The 19,317-nt window shown below is 66.6% G+C and carries 15 protein-coding genes; 11 read left to right on the forward strand and 4 right to left on the reverse strand.

Annotated features, from left to right (window positions below):
• Nucleotides 1-20: 20 nt before the first annotated feature.
• Nucleotides 21-1,754 carry an ABC transporter permease gene (locus ACM1PE_RS05845; RefSeq protein WP_059380423.1) on the forward strand — a complete coding sequence of 578 codons (1,734 nt, stop codon included), beginning with the start codon at nucleotides 21-23 and terminating at the stop codon, nucleotides 1,752-1,754.
• Between the two features lie 12 nt (nucleotides 1,755-1,766).
• Nucleotides 1,767-3,062: an AAA-associated domain-containing protein gene (locus ACM1PE_RS05850; protein ID WP_251877109.1), complete on the forward strand. Its 1,296-nt coding sequence runs from the start codon at nucleotides 1,767-1,769 to the stop codon at nucleotides 3,060-3,062.
• Nucleotides 3,063-3,113: 51 nt separating this feature from the next.
• Here the strand turns inward: ACM1PE_RS05850 and lpxO are convergent, their stop codons facing one another.
• Nucleotides 3,114-4,013 carry a lipid A hydroxylase LpxO gene (lpxO, locus tag ACM1PE_RS05855; RefSeq protein WP_059380421.1) on the reverse strand — a complete coding sequence of 300 codons (900 nt, stop codon included), beginning with the start codon at nucleotides 4,011-4,013 and terminating at the stop codon, nucleotides 3,114-3,116.
• A 140-nt stretch (nucleotides 4,014-4,153) separates the two neighbouring features.
• Between lpxO and dnaE the strand changes: the two genes are divergently transcribed.
• From dnaE to ACM1PE_RS05890, 7 genes are read left to right on the forward strand one after another with little or no spacing between them, the layout of a single operon-like run.
• A complete protein-coding gene (gene dnaE / locus ACM1PE_RS05860; protein ID WP_059380420.1) occupies nucleotides 4,154-7,648 on the forward strand; it encodes a DNA polymerase III subunit alpha in 3,495 nt (1,164 codons plus the stop codon).
• Complete coding sequence (locus ACM1PE_RS05865; protein ID WP_419342674.1) at nucleotides 7,648-8,748, forward strand: glycosyltransferase family 4 protein; 1,101 nt, start codon at nucleotides 7,648-7,650, stop codon at nucleotides 8,746-8,748. Before dnaE ends, ACM1PE_RS05865 begins: the two co-directional genes overlap by 1 nt.
• Complete coding sequence (locus ACM1PE_RS05870; RefSeq protein ID WP_118932248.1) at nucleotides 8,745-9,593, forward strand: polysaccharide deacetylase family protein; 849 nt, start codon at nucleotides 8,745-8,747, stop codon at nucleotides 9,591-9,593. The genes ACM1PE_RS05865 and ACM1PE_RS05870 overlap by 4 nt, the downstream gene beginning before the upstream one ends.
• A complete protein-coding gene (locus ACM1PE_RS05875; RefSeq protein ID WP_059380417.1) occupies nucleotides 9,590-10,342 on the forward strand; it encodes a glycosyltransferase family 2 protein in 753 nt (250 codons plus the stop codon). Before ACM1PE_RS05870 ends, ACM1PE_RS05875 begins: the two co-directional genes overlap by 4 nt.
• Nucleotides 10,339-11,448: a glycosyltransferase family 4 protein gene (locus ACM1PE_RS05880; RefSeq protein WP_059380416.1), complete on the forward strand. Its 1,110-nt coding sequence runs from the start codon at nucleotides 10,339-10,341 to the stop codon at nucleotides 11,446-11,448. Before ACM1PE_RS05875 ends, ACM1PE_RS05880 begins: the two co-directional genes overlap by 4 nt.
• Nucleotides 11,449-11,472: 24 nt before the next feature.
• A complete protein-coding gene (locus ACM1PE_RS05885) occupies nucleotides 11,473-12,198 on the forward strand; it encodes a polysaccharide deacetylase family protein (RefSeq protein WP_118932249.1) in 726 nt (241 codons plus the stop codon).
• Nucleotides 12,173-13,321 carry a glycosyltransferase family 4 protein gene (locus ACM1PE_RS05890; RefSeq protein WP_419342675.1) on the forward strand — a complete coding sequence of 383 codons (1,149 nt, stop codon included), beginning with the start codon at nucleotides 12,173-12,175 and terminating at the stop codon, nucleotides 13,319-13,321. The genes ACM1PE_RS05885 and ACM1PE_RS05890 overlap by 26 nt, the downstream gene beginning before the upstream one ends.
• Nucleotides 13,322-13,351: 30 nt before the next feature.
• Here the strand turns inward: ACM1PE_RS05890 and ACM1PE_RS05895 are convergent, their stop codons facing one another.
• Genes ACM1PE_RS05895 through ACM1PE_RS05905 form a run of 3 tightly spaced genes read right to left on the reverse strand, consistent with a single transcriptional unit; the run spans nucleotide 13,352 to nucleotide 15,386 of the window.
• Entirely contained in the window at nucleotides 13,352-13,642 is a 291-nt protein-coding gene (locus ACM1PE_RS05895; protein WP_059380414.1) for a YkgJ family cysteine cluster protein, read from the reverse strand.
• Nucleotides 13,633-14,397 carry a YdcF family protein gene (locus ACM1PE_RS05900; protein ID WP_059380413.1) on the reverse strand — a complete coding sequence of 255 codons (765 nt, stop codon included), beginning with the start codon at nucleotides 14,395-14,397 and terminating at the stop codon, nucleotides 13,633-13,635. The genes ACM1PE_RS05895 and ACM1PE_RS05900 overlap by 10 nt, the downstream gene beginning before the upstream one ends.
• Nucleotides 14,398-14,417: 20 nt before the next feature.
• Entirely contained in the window at nucleotides 14,418-15,386 is a 969-nt protein-coding gene (locus tag ACM1PE_RS05905) for a glycosyltransferase family 9 protein (protein ID WP_419342676.1), read from the reverse strand.
• Nucleotides 15,387-15,493: 107 nt separating this feature from the next.
• Between ACM1PE_RS05905 and msbA the strand changes: the two genes are divergently transcribed.
• Both msbA and ACM1PE_RS05915 read left to right on the forward strand, forming a co-directional pair.
• Complete coding sequence (gene msbA / locus ACM1PE_RS05910; protein WP_059380411.1) at nucleotides 15,494-17,269, forward strand: lipid A export permease/ATP-binding protein MsbA; 1,776 nt, start codon at nucleotides 15,494-15,496, stop codon at nucleotides 17,267-17,269.
• Nucleotides 17,270-17,440: 171 nt separating this feature from the next.
• A complete protein-coding gene (locus ACM1PE_RS05915) occupies nucleotides 17,441-19,246 on the forward strand; it encodes a monovalent cation:proton antiporter-2 (CPA2) family protein (protein ID WP_419342677.1) in 1,806 nt (601 codons plus the stop codon).
• The last annotated feature ends 71 nt before the right edge of the window (nucleotides 19,247-19,317 follow it).

Consider the following 19,317-nt stretch of genomic DNA (forward strand, 5'->3'; position numbering starts at 1 on the left):
CTCCCAGGAGCATAGCCGCCATGTTCGAGCTCTTCAGCACGCGTACCCGCCCGGGCGCGTCGTCCCGGTCGACCCCGAACCGCTGGGACTGGGCTTTGCTGCCCCTGGTACTGGCCGTGCTGGCGCTGATGGCCTATGGCGCCTCCCAGATGAGCCGCCCCTTCGCCGTCGGGGAAGATCTCCCGATCTCGCTGGACCCGGTCTACCTGCCGTATTACCTGTTGCGCACCATCCTGCGGATGTTCACGGCGCTGGCCTTCTCGCTGCTGTTCAGCTTCGTCTTCGCCGCCATCGCCGCCAAGTACCGGGCGGCGGAGAAGGCGATGATTCCGATGCTGGACATACTGCAATCCGTCCCCATCCTGGGCTTCCAGGCCATCGCGATCGCCCCGTTCATCGCCCTGTTCCCGGGCAATCTGCTTGGGGTGGAATGCGCGGCCATCTTTGCCATCTTCACCTCCCAGGCCTGGAACATGGCGTTCAGCCTGTACCAATCCATGCGCACGGTGCCCTCCGAGCTGAGCGAGGCGGCGCGCATTTTCCGCTTGTCCGGCTGGCAGCGGTTCTGGCGGCTGGAGCTGCCATACGCCACGCCCGGCCTGCTTTGGAACATGATGATGTCGATGTCCGGCGGCTGGTTCTTCCTGGTTGCCGCCGAGGCCATTTCGGTGGCGGGGCAGGACATCAAGCTGCCCGGTATCGGCTCCTATATCGCGGTGGCGATCGACGCGGAAAACGGCCGCGCCATCGCCTGGGCCATCGGCGCCATGATGGCGGGCATCCTGCTGTACGACCAGCTGTTCTTCCGGCCGCTGCTGGCCTGGGCCGACAAGTTCCGCTTCGAGGAGTCGCAGGGCGATGCCGCCCAGCAGTCCTGGCTGCTGGACTGGACCCGCCGCAGCCGCTGGATGAAGGCGCTGTCCAACGCCTTCTGGGCGCGCATGCGGCGCGCGCTGGGCTGGTTCAGCGTGCCGTACGACGGCACCTCGATCCGCGCCCGCGCCAAGACGCCCGATCCGCGCTGGACGCGGGCCTGGGATGCGCTGCTGGCGGCCGGCGCGCTGCTGGCCACCTACAAATTGGTGCGCTTCGTCCACGAGGACGTGGGTTGGGGCGAAGTGCTGCACGTGCTCGGGCTGGGAGGCATCACCCTGGTGCGCGTCATGCTGCTGATCACGCTGGCCTCGGCGGTCTGGGTGCCGATCGCCGTCTGGATCGGGCTGCGGCCCAAATACTCGCAGCGGGTCCAGGCGGTGGCGCAGTTCCTGGCCGCCTTTCCGGTGAACCTGCTGTTTCCGGCGGTGGTGTTCGTGATGGTGGCGTTGAAGCTCAACCCCAACATCTGGCTGAGTCCGCTGATCATCTTCGGCACCCAGTGGTACATCCTGTTCAATGTGGTGGCGGGGGCCTCGACCATCCCCAACGAACTGCGGTTGGCGGCGGGCAACCTGGGGCTCAAGGGCTGGCTGCTGTGGCGCCGGGTCTACCTGCCCGCGGTCTTTCCCAGCTTCATCACGGGAGCCATCACCGCCAGCGGCGGCTCCTGGAACGCCAGCATCGTGGCCGAGTACGTGACCTGGGGCAATACCTCGCTGGTCGCGGATGGCCTGGGCAGCTACATCAAACAGATGACGGAGCTGGGCGATTTCCACCGCATCGCGCTGGGCATCGGCGTCATGAGCATTTTCGTGATGCTGTTGAACCGCTTTTTCTGGCGCAAACTGTATTTGCTGGCCGAAGACCGCGGCCGCTAGGAGTCTCTCGTCATGGATCCCATTTCCCTGATCGATCTGCATGACGTCGGCAAGTCCTTCCGGGCCGCCGACGGCACCCAGCGGCATGTGCTGGAACACGTGGACTTCACGCTGAAAGAGGGCGAAATCGTCGCCCTGCTGGGCAAGTCCGGTTCGGGCAAGTCCACCCTGCTGCGCATCATGGCGGGCCTGGTCAACGCCGACCAGGGCACGGTCACCTACCGCGGCCAGCCGGTGTACGGCCCGGCCTCGGGCATCGCCATGGTGTTCCAGTCGTTCGCGCTGTTTCCCTGGCTGACCGCGCAGCAGAACGTCGAGCTGGGCCTGGAGGCGCAGGGCGTGGCGCCGGCCGAGCGCGCCAGGCGCGCGGACGCGGTACTGGACCTGATGGGCCTGGGCGGTTTCGGCGGCGCCCTGCCGCGCGAGCTTTCCGGCGGCATGCGGCAGCGGGTCGGCATCGCCCGCGCCCTGGTCATGAATCCCGACGTGCTGCTGATGGACGAGGCATTCTCGGCGCTGGACGTCCTGACCGGCGAGACGCTGCGCGACGACATGCTGGAGTTGTGGGAGGAAAGCCGCATTTCCACCAAGGGCATCCTGATCGTGTCGCACAACATCGAGGAAGCCGTGATGATGGCCGACCGCATCATCGTGTTTTCCAGCGACCCGGGACGTATCCGCAGCCAGGTCATGGTGGGCCTGCCGCGGCCGCGCGACGTGGATTCGGCGCCGGTGCGCGCGCTGATCGACGAGGTCTATGCGCTGATGACCATGCGGCCCGCGCACGACGTGCCGACGCCCTTGCAGCAAGGTCTGGGCTACCGTTTCCCGCAAACCGAAGTCGAGCGCATGGAAGGCGTGCTGGACGTGTTGGCGGAAGCGCCGTTCAACGGCCGGGCCGACCTGCCCAAGCTGGCCGAGGAGGCCGAGATCTCGGACGACGACCTGCTGCCGGCCTGCGAAGCGCTGGGCCTGTTCGGTTTAGCCCGGATCGACCGCGGCGACATCTTCCTGACGCCGCTGGGCCAGCGCTACGTGCTGGCCGAGCAGGCCCAGAAGCAAGCGATTTTCGGGCGCCAGCTGCTGGCGCACGTGCCGTTGGCCGCGCATATCCGCCACAGCCTGGAACAGGAGCCCACCGGCGCGCTGCCCGAAAAAGACTTCCTGGACTCGCTGGAAGAATTCCTCAAGCCCGACGAGGCGGAACGGGTGCTGAAGATCGCGGTGGAGTGGGGGCGCTACGGCGAGATCTATGGCTATGACTACCATACCGGGCTGCTGACGCTGCCCGCGCCCGACCCCGTCTGAGGGGCCGCCGCGCAAGAAAGCAGGGCGCCCGGGCCTGCCGGGCGCCGTTGGCTACAGGGCCAGGAATCCCGCGACGACCAGAATGATCAGGCCGTACTTGGTGGCCTTGTAGACCTTGCGGTTCCAGGCCTTGAAGGCCTTGCGCTTCTGGTCGATGACCCAGTGGGCGTGGGTCAGCTTGTTGATCGCGCCGGTCTGGTCGCCGCCGTCGTTGGGCGAACTGGCGGCGGACATCACGACGCGGCCGAACCAGCGGTTGAAGGCTTCGGCCCAGCGCCACTTCAGCGGGCGCTCCACGTCGCAGAACAGGATGATGCGGTTCTGGTCGGTGTGGTTGTAGGCTTCGTGCACGTAGGTTTCGTCGAACACCACGCTTTCGCCGTCGCGCCAGCTGTAGTGTTCGCCGTCGACGATGATGTGGCAGCCGTCATCGTTGGGGGTGACCAGGCCCAGGTGGTAGCGCAGCGACCCGGCGAACGGGTCGCGGTGGGGGTTCAGCTGGCCGCCGGGCGGGAGTTCGGCGAACATCGCGGCCTTGACCTTGGGCAGGGTCTTCAGGATGGCGACGGTCTTGGGGCAGAGTTCCTCGGCGGACGGGTGGCGCGCGTCATACCACTTCAGGTAGAAACGCTTCCAGCCGTACTTGAAGAAGGAATTGAAGCCGATGTCGTTATGGGTGTCGGCGGCCTTGATGCGGCGCAGCTCGGCCATCTGCATCGCCTCTTCGCGGATCGTCTCCCAGTTGTCGTCCAGCACCTTGAGTTCGGCGATTTCGCTGGTCGTCAGGTAGGGCGTGGTCGGAACCCGCGAGGTCAGCACCATGAAGGCGTTGACGGGGGCGAGCAGCACTGAATGGTCCAGCAATTGGCGGCCCAGCGGCAGCTTGACGCGGCCGCGGAAGTGCGCAAACAGGATGGCGCTCAGCCAGATCCCGGGAATTAGCCATTTCATAGGTGAATCTCGTGCGTAAATCTCATGTCAACAATGGAGGATGACGTGCAACGTGTATTGTTACACAGGCGCCCGCGTAGTCCTTTGCGCAACCGCATGGGCCTCGGCTTGGACCGCGTTGACTAGGTACAATTCCCTTTATGTCCGAAGAAGCCGTAACAACCCCGTCCCCATTTGTTCACCTGCGCGTACACTCCGAATTTTCGGTCGTGGACGGCATCGTGCGCATCCCTGACCTCATCAAGCGCGTGGCCAAGCTGGGCCAGCCCGCCGTCGCCTTGACGGATCTGTCGAACCTGTTCGGCCTGATCAAGTTCTACAAGGGCGCGCGCGGCGCCGGCATCAAGCCGATTGCCGGCTGCGATGTCTGGCTGTCCAACGACGACGACCCCGCCAAGCCTTTCCGCCTGCTGCTGCTGGTGCGCAACCACCAGGGCTACCTCAATCTCTGCGAACTGCTGACCAAAGCCTTCCTGACGAACCAGGGCAAGGGCCGCGCCGAGATCCGCCGCGAATGGCTGCAGGGGCAGGAGGGCCTGATCGCCCTGTCGGGCGGGCGCGGCGGCGATGTGGGCCAGGCGCTGGACGCGGGCAACGCCGTGTCGGCGCTGGCGCTGGCGCGCCAGTGGGCGCACCTGTTCCCGGGCAGCTACTACATCGAGTTGCAGCGCGCCGGCATGGACGGCGACGAAGCCTACACCCAGGCCGCCATGCGCCTGGCCAGCGAGGCCGGCTTGCCGGTGGTGGCGACGCATCCGGTGCAGTTCCTGGACGAGTTCGAATTCCAGGCGCACGAGGCCCGCGTCTGCATCGCCGAAGGCGAAATCCTGGCCAACCCGCGCCGCGTGCGCCGGTTCAGCAAGGAGCAATACCTGCTCAGCTCCGAGGAAATGGCCCGGCGCTTCGCCGACGTGCCCTCGGCGCTGGCCAACACGGTGGAAATCGCCAAGCGCTGCAACCTCAGCCTGGTGCTGGGCAAGCCGCGCCTGCCCAACTTCCCCACGCCGGACGGCGTGAGCCTGGACGACTACCTGGTCCAGCTGTCGGAAGAGGGCCTGGAAAAGCGCATGGAGTTCCTGTTCCCGGACGAGGCCGAACGCGCCTCCAAGCGCGAGCAGTACTACGAACGCCTGCGCTGGGAATGCAAGACCATCATCCAGATGGGCTTCCCCGGCTACTTCCTGATCGTGCAGGACTTCATCAACTGGGGCAAGAACAACGGCGTGCCGGTGGGGCCGGGCCGGGGTTCCGGCGCGGGCTCGCTGGTGGCCTATGCCCTGGGCATTACCGACCTGGATCCGATCCGCTACGACTTGCTGTTCGAGCGCTTCCTGAATCCCGAGCGGGTTTCCATGCCCGACTTCGATATCGACTTCTGCCAGGACAACCGCGAACGGGTCATCGACTACGTCAAGGAAAAGTACGGCCGCGCCGCCGTGAGCCAGATCGCCACCTTCGGCACGCTGGGCGCCAAGGCCGTGGTGCGCGACGCCGGCCGCGTGCTGGACATGCCCTATATGTTCTGCGACGGCCTGTCCAAGCTGATCCCGTTCAATCCGATGGATCCCTGGTCGCTCGAACGCACCCTGAAGGACGAGCCTGCCTTCAAGGACCGCTACGAACAGGAAGAGGAAGTGCGCGCGCTGGTGGACCTGGCGCAGCCGCTGGAAGGCCTGACCCGCAACATCGGCATGCACGCCGGCGGCGTGCTGATTGCGCCTGGCAAGCTGACGGACTTCTGCCCGCTGTATTGCCAACCCGGCCAGGAAAACAGCGCGGTCTCGCAGTTCGACAAGGACGACGTCGAGGCCGCCGGCCTGGTGAAGTTCGACTTCCTGGGCCTGCGCAACCTGACGATCCTGGACTGGGCCGTGCGCTACGTGCGCCAGTTCAACGAGGACAAGCGCGACTTCGACGTCATGGCCCTGGCGCTGGACGATCCGGCCGCCTACAAGATCCTGTGCGACGCCAACACGACCGCCGTGTTCCAGCTGGAATCGCGCGGCATGAAGGAACTGCTGAAGAAGCTGCGGCCCAACACCTTCGAAGACATCATCGCCATGCTGGCCCTGTACCGTCCGGGGCCGCTGGAATCGGGCATGGTGGACGACTTCGTCAACCGCAAGCACGGCCGCGCCGCGGTGGATTATTTCCACGACGACCTGGAGAACACCCTCAAGAGCACCTACGGGGTCATCGTCTACCAGGAACAGGTGATGCTGATCTCGCAGATCATCGGCGGCTATTCGCTGGGCGGCGCCGACCTGCTGCGGCGCGCCATGGGCAAGAAAAAGCCCGAGGAAATGGCCAAGCACCGGGAACTGTTCGAGCAGGGCGCCAAGGAAAAGGGCCACGATCCGGACCTGGCGGTCAAGCTGTTCGACCTGATGGAGAAGTTCGCGGGCTACGGCTTCAACAAGTCGCACTCGGCCGCGTACGCGCTGATCTCTTACCAGACGGCATGGCTCAAGGCCTACCATCCGACCGAGTTCCTGGCCGCGACCATGTCCTCGGACATGGACGACACCGATAAGGTCCAGATCTTCTGCCGCGACGCCCAGGATAACGGCGTCGAGGTGCTGCCGCCCGACGTCAATTTCTCGGGCTACCGCTTCGAGCCGGTCGCCGACAAGCACACCAAGAACGGCAAGCCGCCGCGCACCATGCGCTACGGCCTGGGGGCGGTCAAGGGCACGGGGCAGGGCGCGGTCGAGGACATCCTGCGCGCGCGCAAGGAAGGCGGCCCGTTCCAGAACCTGTTCGACTTCTGCCGCCGCGTCAGCAAGCAGGCGGTCAACCGCCGCACCATCGAAGCCCTGATCAAGGCCGGCGCCTTCGACACCATCGAGCCCAACCGGGCGGCGATGCTGGCTTCGGTGCCCACCGCCATGGAAGCCGCCGAGCAGGCGGCCCGCAGCGCCAACCAGGCCTCGCTGTTCGGCGACGACAGCGGTGACGTGGTGGCCGGCGAACTGGCCAAGGTCGCACCCTGGGATCTGCACAAGAAGCTGACCGAAGAAAAGTCCGCGCTGGGCTATTACTACAGCGGTCACCTGTTCGACGCCTGGCGCGACGAAGTGCGCCGTATCGTGCCCATGCAGCTGGTGCGGGTCGAACCGCAGCGCGACCTGCAATGGATGTGCGGCGTGCTGGCCAGCGTGCGCGTCATGATGACCCGCCGCGGCAAGATGGTCTTCGCGGTGCTGGACGACGGCACCGCGCAGGTCGAAATCTCGGTCTTCAACGAGCTCTACGAAAAGCACCGCAACCGCCTGCGCGAAGACCAGCTGGTGATCGTCCAGGGCAAGGTCAGCAATGACGACTACTCCGGCGGCATGCGCATCGTGGCCGAGCAGCTCTACGACCTGCAGCTGGCGCGCGAAGCCCGCGCCAAGTCCCTGCGCGTCAAGCTCAACGGCAGCGCCGACGCGGCGCGCCTGCGGCAGATGCTGAATCCGTTCCGGGCCGAGCCCGAGAACGGCATTCCAGGAGTGCCGGTCGATATCGTATATACCAAGAACAATTTCCTGTGCACCGTCCGCCTGGGCGAAGAGTGGCGCGTCCGCATGGCCGACACGCTGCTCGCCAACTTGAATGAATGGACCAAACCCGATGGCGTGGAGGTCACGTATTGATGCCTAGCCTGCGTATCGTTCACTCGGAAGCCGCAACCAGCTTCGGCGGCCAGGAAGGCCGGATCTTCAAAGAGATGACCGCCATGCGCGCGCGCGGCCATCACATGGAAGCCATCTGCCAACCCAAGGCGCAATTGGCCGAACGTCTGTCGGACGCCGGTTTTCCCGTGCACACCCTGGAAATGGATGGCGCGGTGAATTACCTGAAGGGCATCGCCACCATCCGCGGCATCCTGCGCGAAGGCCGCTTCGACGTGCTCAATACCCACAGCCGGCGCGATACGGTCATTGCCGCCGCCGCCGGCCGGCTGGCGGGGACGCCGCTCATCGTGCGGACCCGGCACCTGTCGAACAAGGTGGGATCGCTATGGTCCTACACCTGTCTGCCGCACAGGGTCACGACGGTCAGTGATCATGTGCGACAACACCTCATCGACCGTGGCGTGCCTGCTGGCAAGGTAGCCACCGTCTATTCCCCCATCGTGCTGCCGCCGCCCGTGGAACGCTCCACGCTGCGGGCAGAACTCGGCCTGGCCGATGACGACATCGTGGTCGGCTGCGTGGCCGTCATGCGCGCCACCAAGGGCCACAAGGACCTGATCGACGCGATCGCGCCGCTGATGGCCAGCCGGCCCAAGCTGCATCTGGTGTTCGTCGGCGGCGGTTCGCCGGTGTTCGAGCAGACCCAGGCCTATGTGGCCGAACTGGGGCTGCAGGACCGCATCCACCTGATGGGCATGCGGCGCGACGTGCCCAATCTGCTGGCGGGTTTCGATCTGTTCGCCCTGGCCACGCAGCAGGAAGCGTCCGGCACCGTCTACGTCGAGGCGCAGGCCAGCGGCCTGCCCGTGGTTGGCACGGACGTCGGCGGCGTGTCCGAAATGTTCCGCGACGGCGAAACCGGCATCCTGGTGCCGCCCAAGGACCCCGAGGCGCTCACCGCCGCGCTGGTGCGCTTGATCGACGACGCCGATCTGCGGCGGCGCATGGGCGAGGCCGGCCGCAAGATGGTCTGGGACGAGGGCGTGTTCTCGCCCGCCCGCCTGGCGGAAACCACCGAAGCCGTCTATGCCAAATGGCTGGCGGAGCGCGCGGGATGAACGCGCCCAACGTTCCGGTGCTGATGTATCACCACGTTACGCCGGCTGGCGGCATGATCGCCGCCACGCCCGACGTGTTCGAGGCGCAGATCTCGCGCCTGGCCCGCGCCGGCTACCAGTCCTTGTCCGCCGATCAGTTCGCGGCCTACCTGGCCGGCGGCGCCGCGCCCGAGCGCTCGGTGCTGATCACCTTCGACGATGGCTACCTGAACAACTGGGTGCATGCGCACCCGGTGCTGGCGCGCCACGGCATGCGCGCGGTGCTGTTCACCATCACCGGCTGGATCGGCGACGGGCCGGTGCGCCCGCATGCGGGCCAGGCCGGTCCCTTGCCCGCCACGCCCGACCACGACGCCTGCAAGCAGCTGGTGGCCGCGGGCCGGACCGACGAGGCCATGCTGCGCTGGAGCGAGATCGAGGCGATGCAGGCGGCGGGCACCTTTGAGTTCCATTCCCACACGCACTCCCATACCCGCTGGGACAAGGTCTGCGGCGCCGATGTCGACGCCAAGCGCGGCCATATTGCCCAGGAATTGCAGGAGTCCCGCGACACGCTGACGCGCCGCCTCGGCTCCGTCAGCGACCACCTCTGCTGGCCGCAAGGCTATTTCGACGCGGACTACGTGGCCGCGGCGCGGGCCGCCGGATTCCGGCACTTGTACACTACCGACCCTTTCGGCCAGAACACCCCCGGCGCGGATCCCGAACACATCTATCGTTTCGCGGTGCGCAACCAGGGCGGATCCTGGCTGAACCGGCGCATCTGGCTGTCGCGCGATCCCTTCTGGGGGCCGCGCTTTCATGCCTGGAAGGCCTGGAAAAAGCGTCTCAGGAATCGCGGATGAAGCTATCTGTCATCATCATTACCAAGAACGAGGTGGAGAACATCGCCGCCTGCATCAAGTCCGTGGCCTTCGCCGATGAATTCATCGTGGTGGACTCGGGCAGCACCGACGGCACCGTCGAAGTCGCGCGCGCCCTGGGCGCCCGGGTGGAAGTGACCCCGGACTGGCCCGGCTTCGGACCGCAAAAGAACCGCGCGCTGGACCTGGCGACGGGCGACTGGGTGCTGTCGATCGATGCCGACGAGCGCGTCACGCCGGAACTGGCCCAGGAAATCCAGGAAGCGCTGCGCGCGCCGCGCGCCGACGCCTACGAAATCGCGCGCCTGTCGAATTTCTGCGGCCGCGACATTCGCCACAGCGGCTGGTGGCCCGATTACGTGCTGCGCCTGTTCAAGCGCGGCACGGCGCGGTTCAACGACGTGGCCGTGCATGAGCGCGTGGTGCCGGCCAATGGCAAGCCGCTGCAGATGCGCGGCTACTTCCACCACTATCCCTACGACAACCTGGACGCGCTGATCACCAAGGTCAACCGCTACTCGTCCGACGCGGCCGCCATGATGTACGCCAAGGGCCGGCGCACCTCGATCTTCGGCGCGCTGGGCCACGGCTTCTGGACCTTTGTGCGGATCTACCTGATCCGGCGCGGCTTCCTGGACGGCAAGCACGGCCTGGTGCTGGCCGTGGTCGCCTCGGCCGGCAGCTTCTTCCGCTATTCGAAGCTGATGTTCCTGGCCGAGAAGAAGAAGTGAAGATCCTCTACACCAACTTCCACGCCGGCAACGGCGGCGGGCACGTCACCTACATCATCAATCTGGCCAAGGCCCTGTCCAAGGACCACCAGATCACGATCGCGGCGCCGGCCACCAGCCGCCTGTACCGTTACGCCAAGGCGATTCCGGGCGTGGCGGTGGAGGACATGCAGTACACGACGCGGCCCTCGTCCTGGTTCAAGGACCGTGCGCAACTGCGCCGCCTGATCAAGGCCGGCGGCTTCGACATCATCCACGCCAACGGCTCGGCCGACCACAAGCAGGTCATGCTGGCGACGCTGGGCATGCGCCACCGCCCGCGCATCGTTTTCACCAAGCACAACGACCATCCGCTGGCGAGCTTCGGCCACAAGTTGCGGGTGGCGCTGGCCACCGACCATGCCATCGCGGTCAGCGACTACGTCCATGGCCTGATGCAGCAGTCGCCCTACGGCAAGCGTCCCATCACCACCATCCGTCACGGCATCGACACCAATTTCTTCGCGCCGCCGCCGCCGGAAAGCCTGGACAAGCTGCGCGCCATCTTCTTCGGACCCGACTGGCACGGCAAGCTGCTGCTGGGCAGCGCCGGCGGCACAGACTACGACAAGGGCTGGCTGGACCTGGTGGCCGCGGTCGCCGCGTTGCCGCCGGAAGACCGCAAGCGCGTGCTGCTGATGGTGGCGGGCGACCCGCCCAACGAGGCCAAGCTCGCCCGGGTGCGCGAGTTGGGCATGATCGACCAGGTCCGCTTCCCAGGCTTGCTCGATGACGTGCGGGCGGCGCTGGCGTCCTGCCATGCGGGTTTCGTGCTGTCCTACCGCGAAGCCCTGTCGTTCGCCTGCCGCGAGATCATGGGGTTGGGGCTGCCCGCCTTGGTCAGCGACGCGGGCGGGCTGCCGGAGAATGTCACCGATGGGGTCGATGGCTGGATCGTGCCCGCGCGCGACGTGCCCGCCATCACGGCCAAGCTGCGTTTCATGCTGGACCATCCCGACGCCGTGCGCGCCATGGGCGTCCAGGCACGGGCAACCAGCCTGCGGGACTTCAATCTGGAACGTTTCGCCGCCGCCACACTGGACGTATACCGACGCACGCTGGGATAGGGCCGGGCTTTATAATCTGTCCCTATGTCTATCCCCATACTCATGTACCACCAGATCGGCGAGCCCAATCCCAAGGGCACGCCGTTCCGCGGGCTGACGGTGCACCCCGACAGCTTTGCCCGGCAGATGCGCTGGATGCGCAGGCTGGGCTATCGCGGCTTGTCCATGCGCGACGTCATGCCCTATGTGCGCGGAGAGCGCCAGGGCAAGGTGTTCGGTCTCACGTTCGACGACGGCTACCGCAATGTGCACCATAACGCCATGCCGGTGCTGAGCGAACTGGGCTTCACCGCCACCAACTATTTCGTGGCGCACCAGTTCGATGGCGGCAATGTGTGGGACCTGGAAAAAGGCATACCCTTCTCGGCCCTGATGACCGTGAACGAGATGCGGGAATGGGCGCAGGCTGGCAACGAGGTCGGCTCGCACACGCTGGACCACGTTCATCTGCCGGAAATGACGCCCGACGAAGCCCGCCGCCAGATCGTCCAATCCAAGGACGAACTGGAGCAGGCGCTGGGCGCGCCGGTCACGGCCTTCTGCTATCCCTATGGCGACCACGGCCCGGAGCATCGGGTCATGGCGCGCGAGGCTGGCTACGACAACGCCACGCTGACCCAGCGCGGCTTGGCGGCGGCCTCCGACGATCCCTTCGGACTGCCGCGGGTGACGGTGTCGCGTTCCACCAACATCATCCGTTTCCTGCAGAAGTGCCTGACCCGGTATGAAGACTCCCGCCGGCGCGCTTGAGCGGCGCCTGCGCATCGCGCTGCTGGTCGATCGCTTCGGCAATCGTTTCGGCGGCGCTGAAGCTTATGGCGTGGAGTTGATGCGGGTGCTGGGGCAGCGCCACGACGTCTCCGTGGTGGCGCGCGATTTCGACAGCGACCTGCCGTTCCCCTTCTTGCCCGTGCGCTTTCCAGGCTGGCTGCCCAGCTGGATGCGCGTGCTGTATTTCGCCTGGCGCGCCGACCGCCTGACCCGCGGCCGCTACGACATCGTGCATTCGCACATGAACGGCTGGGCGGGCGAGATCCAGGTCATGCACGTGACGCCGGTGCGCTACAACCGGCTGACCCGCGTCAAGCCGCTGCAACGCCTGACGGCCTGGCTCAGCCCGCGCCTGGTCACGTATCTGCTGCTGGAAAAGCTGCGCGTGCGCCCGGCGCCCGCGCGACGCGTGGTGGCGGTGTCCGGCCTCATCATGGACCAGTTGCACCGCAGCTACGGTCCGCAACTGCCGGTGGACATCATCGCGCCCGGGGTCAAGCTGCCGACCGCGGCGCAAATGGAAGGCCGCGAGGCCACGCGCGCCAGCCTGGGGTGGGACGCCGACACCATCGGCTGCCTGCTGGTCGCTCGCAATCCCTTGCGCAAGGGATTGCCGGCGCTATTGGATGCGCTGGCGCAATTGCCGCCGCAATACCGGCTGTTGGTCGTGGGCGCGGACGAGCCGACTCGTGAACGCGTGCGCGCGGCGGGCGCCATCGCCAGCCGCGTCACGCTGATCGACCCCACGCCCGACGTCGCCCGCTACTTCAGCGCCGCCGACATCTACGCGCATCCGACGCTGAACGACAGCTACGGCATGGCGCCGCTGGAAGCCATGTCGCACGGACTGCCGGTCGTGGTGAGTTCGCCCGCTTACTGCGGCTTCGCGCAATACCTGGCGGCGGGCAAGGACGCGCTCATCCTGCAGGATCCGCGCGACGGCGCCCAACTGGCGCAGGCGCTGGAGCGGTTGGGCTCCGAACCCGCGTTGCGGGCGGCCCTGGCCGAACGGGGTCTTGAGATCGCGCGTGAGCAAAGCTGGGAAACGGTGGCGGCGCGCTACGAGGCGCTGTACGACCAGGTGCTGCAAGAACGCCGCTGAGGCAGGTCCAGGCGGCGTTGCGGCGTGGCGTCAATGGCCGGGCGCCGTCGCCCGTTCCAGTTCGCCCAGCCAGCGGATCGCATGTTCGCGGTCGGCGCCGCACATCTCGGCCTGAGGCTGCAGTCCGCCGCAGAAATCCGGGCGCGACGGCTGGCCGAAAATCGCGCAGCGCATGTCAGGCAGCAGCTGGATACAGGGCACGCCGGCGGGTTTGCCTTGCGGCATGCCGGGTATCGGCCGGGTGATCGACGGCGCGATGCAACAGGCGCCGCAGCCGGGCCGGCATTCCAGCGCGGCGGGCGCCTGCAGGTTCAGACCCATCCGCGCAGCCAGTAGATGAACAGGCCCGCGTATTCCTTGAGAATGGAGCGGCTGGCGTCATAGGCGCGCTGATTCGGGAGCCACAGGGGTACGGAGCCATCGGCGGGTTCCACGATCTGCGGCGGCGCGGGGGCGGCGATCGCCTCCACGCCCTGCTTGGAAAAGGCCGCCATCGCACGCGGCATATGCAACGCGGAAGTCACCAGCAGCACCTTGCCGATGCCGCGCGCCTTGAGCTGATCCTCGGTCAAGGCCGCGTTTTCATATGTGGTGCGGCTGGAGTTTTCCAGGATGAGCGCCGTGTCTGGCACGCCCTGCTGGCGGATGGCGTGCGCCATGCCGCGGGCTTCGCTCACGTCGCCTTCCAGCGCGCCGCCCGACAGCAGCACCTTGGGCGCGCGTCCGGCCAGATAAAGTTGCGCTGCCGTGTCGATCCGGACCACGGCGGTTTCCTTGTCATACGGCAGGAACCAGTTGGCGCGCCCGTTGGCGGTGTTGCCGCCCAGCACCACGATGGCGTCGGCGGTCGGGGATTGCGCTGGCGGCAGATGCGGATAGCGGTGTTCCAACGCGCCGCCGGCCCAGATCGACGTCGCGGGCAGAGACCAGGCCAGCGACCACAAAAGGCCGGCGACGATGAGCGAACCGCCGGTCTTGCGGAGCCGGAACAGACCCAGCACCAGTCCGACGGCAACCAGGGTCAGGCTCAAGTTGTAAGGAATGATCAGATTTGTGAGATAGCTGGACAAGGGCATCTTGAAAAAAATCCTGATTACTACGTCTCGTCCAGCAGAAGGTTGGCTTGCTGTTCAACCTCTTCGCCAGACGGCCATGCATGCTCCGAGCCTACGCAGACGGCGCGCGGCGACCACGGACCGGTGCGTCCCGGACGCGTGACGCCGAACAGCGTCAGTTCGCTGGCGTTGGCGGCTGCGGCGACGTGCGAGACACCAGAATCGTTACAAATCACCAGCGCCGCCCGTGCCGTCAACGCTGCAAATGCGCCCAGGGACAGGGGAGGCAGCAGCATCGCCGTAGGGGCATTGCGCCGCGCTTCCTCGGTTTCGGCCGGAGGAGGGCACATTACCACGGTATGACCGCGGGCCTGCAAGGCCCTGGTAAGTGTATCGAATCCCGGCCAGACCTTGATCTTGCCCTTGTGCAGACCCGTGGCCGTGGGCGCGATCAGCACGAAACTCTGGCCTGCCAGCCCGGCGGCTTCCAGCGCCAGATCGGCGGCGCTCTGGTGGGCGGACGTCAGCGGCAGGTCCAGGGTCGGACCGGGTTCGGCCGGGCCGCTGGGCAGGCCCCAGCGGGTCAGGGCCTCGCGGGTCAGGTGATGCCAGGACTGGACCGCGTGCAGCGAGTCGCCGGGTTTGGCAACGGGCCAGCGCAACAGGAAGCTGCGGCCGTCGTCGCGATAGCCGGCCGAGGGCAGTCCCGCCAGCCGGAACACCAGCGCGCTGGACAGCGAGTCCGGCAGCAGCAGTCCGCGGGCGCGGCGCCCCTGGGCGCCCAGGCTGCGGCGGTGGGCGCTGACCGCTGCCCGGTCCGGGCCGACCTTGCCGCGCATGGGGATGAAATCCTGCTTGGCCACGCCGTCCAGCAGGTCGCGGGCCCAGGGGCGGGCGCAGATCACCAGGGGCAGGCCGCTGGCGTGCAGGGCGCGCAGGCTGGGCAGGCTCATGCAAACATCGCCCACCCAATTGGGCAAGCGGACGTACAGGCAGCTGATATCGGACATGGAAGGGCGCTGGGCGCGTTAAGGCTGAAGGGGATATGGCCCGGGCGGCGACTTGTCGCGCAGCCGGTACAATTCTGGCCACAATTGTATAAAAGCGAGTGATTCCTTTGAATTCTGCCGCACGCAACGCGCCCGCGAGTTCCCAACCTGTCAAAGCCGAACTCTGGAGTCGGATCTACAGCCGCGTGGGCTCCTACTGGAAGGGATTGTTGCTTGCCGTCCTGCTGATGGCCGGCGCGGCCGCCACGCAGCCCGTCCTGGCAGTCATCATGAAGCCCTTGCTGGACGGCGGCTTTTCGGGCGCCAAGCCGTACTACGTCTGGGCGCTGCCGCTGGCGGTGGTTGGCCTGATCCTGCTGCGCGGCATCTGCAACTTCTTCAGCGATTACCTGCTGGCCTGGGTGGCCAACAACGTGCTGCTGGGCATGCGCAAGGATATGTTCGAGCGCCTCCTGGGCCTGCCCGACGCCGACTTCAAGCAGGGCGATACCGGCCGCCTGCTCAACCGCTTCACCATCGATGCCGGCAACGTCACGGGCTACGCCACCGACGTCATCACGGTGCTGGTGCGCGAAACCCTGGTCGTCGTCGCGCTGATCTGCGTGCTGCTGTACATGTCCTGGGTGCTGACGCTGATCATCCTGATCATGTTGCCGGTGTCGGTGCTGATCTCGCGCTTCTTCATCAAGCGCCTGCGCCGCATCAACCGCGAAACCGTCAACATGAACGCCGAACTGACCCGCGTGGTCGGCGAAGGCATCGACGGCCAGCGCGTCATCAAGCTGTTCGACGGCTATGAAGTCGAACGCGGCCGCTTCGATTTCGTCAGCCGCCGCCTGCGCCGCTTCGCCATGCGCACGGCCACGGCCGATGCCGCCCTGACGCCGCTGACCCAGGTCTGCATTTCCATCTCGGTCGGCGCGGTCATCGCCGTGGCGCTCAGCCAGGCCAACCACGGCGCCCTGACCGTGGGCAGCTTCGCCTCCTTCATGGCGGCGCTGGCTCAGATTTTCGACCCCATCAAGCGCCTGACCAACGTCGCCGCCCGCATGCAGAAGATGCTGGTGTCGGCCGAAAGCGTGTTCACGCTGATCGACCAGGTACCCGAAAAGGATACCGGCACCAAGGAGCTGGCCGAGCCCGTGCGCGGCAAGGTCGAATTCCGCAGTGTCTCCCATCGTTTCCCCGATGCCGACCGCGATACCGTCAACGGCATTTCCTTCACTGTGGAGCCCGGCCAGACCGTGGCCCTGGTAGGACGTTCGGGCAGCGGCAAGACCACCCTGGTCAACATGCTGCCGCGCTTTGTGCTGGCCGATAGCGGTTCCATCCTGGTGGACGACACGCCGATCGACGAGCTGACGCTGCGCAGCCTGCGCTCGCATCTGTCGCTGGTGAGCCAGGACGTGGTGCTGTTCGACGACACCATCGCAGCCAACGTCGGCTACGGCGCGTTGGGCAAGTCGAGCGAGCAGAAGGTGCGCGATGCGCTGGCGGCCGCCAATCTGCTGGAATTCGTCGAGGGTCTGCCGCAGGGACTCAATACGCCGGTGGGCGAGAACGCCGCCCGCCTGTCCGGCGGCCAGCGCCAGCGCCTGGCGATCGCCCGCGCGCTGATCAAGAACGCGCCCATCCTGATCCTGGACGAAGCCACTTCCGCGCTCGATAACGAATCCGAGCGCCAGGTCCAGGCCTCGCTGGAGCGCCTGATGAAGGGCCGGACCACGCTGGTCATCGCCCACCGCCTGTCCACCGTGCAGAATGCCGACCGCATCATCGTGCTGGATGCCGGCAAGATCGTCGAGCAAGGCCCGCACGCCGAGCTGCTGGCCGCCAACGGCCTGTACGCCTCGCTCTACAAGATGCAATTCCGCGACGACTGATCGGCCAGCCGCCTGGCCTGGCGGTTGTTCGTTCCTGTCGCATTTCCGGATTGCCAAGCGTCCGGATTGCCGGAAAATGGAGCCGGGCCTGCCGGCAGGCCCGGCCCCCGTCCGCTGCGGGCGGGGCGGCGCCCCGAGGCGCTTTGGTCCGCCGTGCATCTGGAGCGCCCCATGTCCCTGCCTGCCGAAGGCAATCAGCTAGTCAATGTCGTCGTCCTGCTGGGGGCTGCGGTCGTCGCGGTTCCCCTGTTCAAGCGCCTGGGATTGGGATCCGTCCTGGGATACCTGGCCGCCGGCCTGGTGATCGGCCCCTTCGGCCTGGGTCTGTTCTCCGATCCCAAATCCATCCTGCACGTGGCCGAACTGGGCGTGGTGATGTTCCTGTTCATCATCGGCCTGGAAATGCAGCCCTCCCGGCTGTGGAAGCTGCGCGGCGAGATCTTCGGGCTGGGCGTCGCACAGGTGCTGGCCTGCGGCGGACTGCTGACGGTGGTCGGCCTGCTGGCGGGGCTGTCGGGTCCGGCGGCTTTCATGGCCGCGATGGGGTTCGTGCTGTCGTCCACCGCCATCGTCATGCAGATACTGGGCGAACGCGGCGACACCGCCAGCGCGCAGGGCCAGCGCATCGTCTCGATCCTGCTGCTGGAAGACCTGGCCATCGTGCCGCTGCTGGCCCTGGCGACCCTGCTGGCGCCGGCTGGCAATTCCAGCCATGGCGATCCGTGGATACAGTCGGCCATCGCGGTGGCGTGCATCCTGGCATTGCTGGCCGCCGGCCGCTGGCTGCTCAACCCGCTGTTTCGCCTGCTGGCCGCCGCGCATGCGCGCGAGGTCATGACGGCAGCCGCCTTGCTGGTGGTGCTGGGCGCGGCGCTGCTGATGGAATTGGGCGGCCTGTCGATGGCGATGGGCGCCTTCCTGGCAGGCGTGCTGCTGTCCGAATCCACCTTCCGCCATCAGCTGGAGGCCGAAGTCGAGCCGTTCCGCGGCATATTGCTGGGCCTGTTCTTCCTGGGCGTGGGCATGTCGCTGGACCTGTCGGCGGTGGCCCGCGAATGGCCGCTGATCCTGGCCGCGGTGGCGGTGTTCATGCTGGTGAAATCGGTGGGCGTGTACGTGGTGGCGCGGGTGCTGCGCGCGACCCACGCCGAGGCCATGACCCGCGCGGCCCTGCTGGCGCAGGGCGGTGAATTCGCTTTCGTGCTGTACGGGGCGGCAGCCGCCGCCGGCATCTTCGATGCCCACACCGGCGCCGTGCTGACTGCAGTCGTTATCATTTCCATGGCGCTCACGCCGCTGTGCGTGCTGGCGTTGCGCTGGCTTCTGCCCAAGCCGCAGCCTTCGATGGAAGACGTGGATGTGGCCAAGGATCTGGAGGGCTGCGCCCTCATCGTGGGCTTCGGGCGTTTTGGCCAGATCGTGACCCAGGCGATGCTGGCTCGCGACCTGACGGTCTCCATCCTGGATACCGACACCGACGCGATCCGGGCAGCGGCCAAATGGGGCGTCAAGGTCTATTACGGCGACGGCACGCGCATCGACATGCTGCGCACCGCCGGCGCGGAAAATGCCTGCGCCATCCTGATCTGCATCGACGACCCCAAGGCGGTCAACCACATGGTCAAGCTGATCAAGGCCGAATTCCCGCTGATACGGGTGGTGGTGCGCGCATACGACCGTATCCATTCGTTGGCGCTGGCCAAGGAAGGGGTCGACTACCAGGTGCGCGAAACCCTGGAATCGGCGCTGGCCTTTGGCGAGGCCGCGCTGCGCGTGATCGGCGTGCCTCCCGATGAAGCCGCCGAGGTGGTGCAGGATGTGCGCAGGCGCGACACCGAGCGTTTCGACCTGGAGGTGGCCGGCGGGCTGTTCGCCGGCCGCTCGCTGCTTTACGGCAATATGACCAGCGCCCCGGACGGCCGCAACGACCAGCCCGACCGGGAAACCGAGAGCGCCGCGCCCAGCCCGTCGGTGTAATAGACTATTTCCTGATCGTTGCATTACTTTTCGCATCATTTCACGCGCAGGCGCTGGTGGCTGAGGTAGAT

It is taken from the genome of Achromobacter sp. PD1 (assembly GCF_048541815.1).
Lineage (GTDB): Bacteria > Pseudomonadota > Gammaproteobacteria > Burkholderiales > Burkholderiaceae_B > Achromobacter > Achromobacter bronchisepticus_A.

What these genes read in the sequence shown, in the direction of transcription:
- ACM1PE_RS05900 (WP_059380413.1), bottom strand. Translation starts at nt 14,397, where the DNA reads ATGCCCTTGTCCAGCTATCTCACAAATCTGATCATTCCTTACAACTTG.
- ACM1PE_RS05865 (WP_419342674.1), top strand. Translation starts at nt 7,648, where the DNA reads ATGCCTAGCCTGCGTATCGTTCACTCGGAAGCCGCAACCAGCTTCGGC.
- ACM1PE_RS05895 (WP_059380414.1), bottom strand. Translation starts at nt 13,642, where the DNA reads ATGGGTCTGAACCTGCAGGCGCCCGCCGCGCTGGAATGCCGGCCCGGC.
- dnaE (WP_059380420.1), top strand. Translation starts at nt 4,154, where the DNA reads ATGTCCGAAGAAGCCGTAACAACCCCGTCCCCATTTGTTCACCTGCGC.
- ACM1PE_RS05905 (WP_419342676.1), bottom strand. Translation starts at nt 15,386, where the DNA reads ATGTCCGATATCAGCTGCCTGTACGTCCGCTTGCCCAATTGGGTGGGC.
- lpxO (WP_059380421.1), bottom strand. Translation starts at nt 4,013, where the DNA reads ATGAAATGGCTAATTCCCGGGATCTGGCTGAGCGCCATCCTGTTTGCG.
- ACM1PE_RS05850 (WP_251877109.1), top strand. Translation starts at nt 1,767, where the DNA reads ATGGATCCCATTTCCCTGATCGATCTGCATGACGTCGGCAAGTCCTTC.
- ACM1PE_RS05885 (WP_118932249.1), top strand. Translation starts at nt 11,473, where the DNA reads ATGTCTATCCCCATACTCATGTACCACCAGATCGGCGAGCCCAATCCC.
- ACM1PE_RS05915 (WP_419342677.1), top strand. Translation starts at nt 17,441, where the DNA reads ATGTCCCTGCCTGCCGAAGGCAATCAGCTAGTCAATGTCGTCGTCCTG.
- ACM1PE_RS05890 (WP_419342675.1), top strand. Translation starts at nt 12,173, where the DNA reads ATGAAGACTCCCGCCGGCGCGCTTGAGCGGCGCCTGCGCATCGCGCTG.
- ACM1PE_RS05845 (WP_059380423.1), top strand. Translation starts at nt 21, where the DNA reads ATGTTCGAGCTCTTCAGCACGCGTACCCGCCCGGGCGCGTCGTCCCGG.
- ACM1PE_RS05870 (WP_118932248.1), top strand. Translation starts at nt 8,745, where the DNA reads ATGAACGCGCCCAACGTTCCGGTGCTGATGTATCACCACGTTACGCCG.
- ACM1PE_RS05875 (WP_059380417.1), top strand. Translation starts at nt 9,590, where the DNA reads ATGAAGCTATCTGTCATCATCATTACCAAGAACGAGGTGGAGAACATC.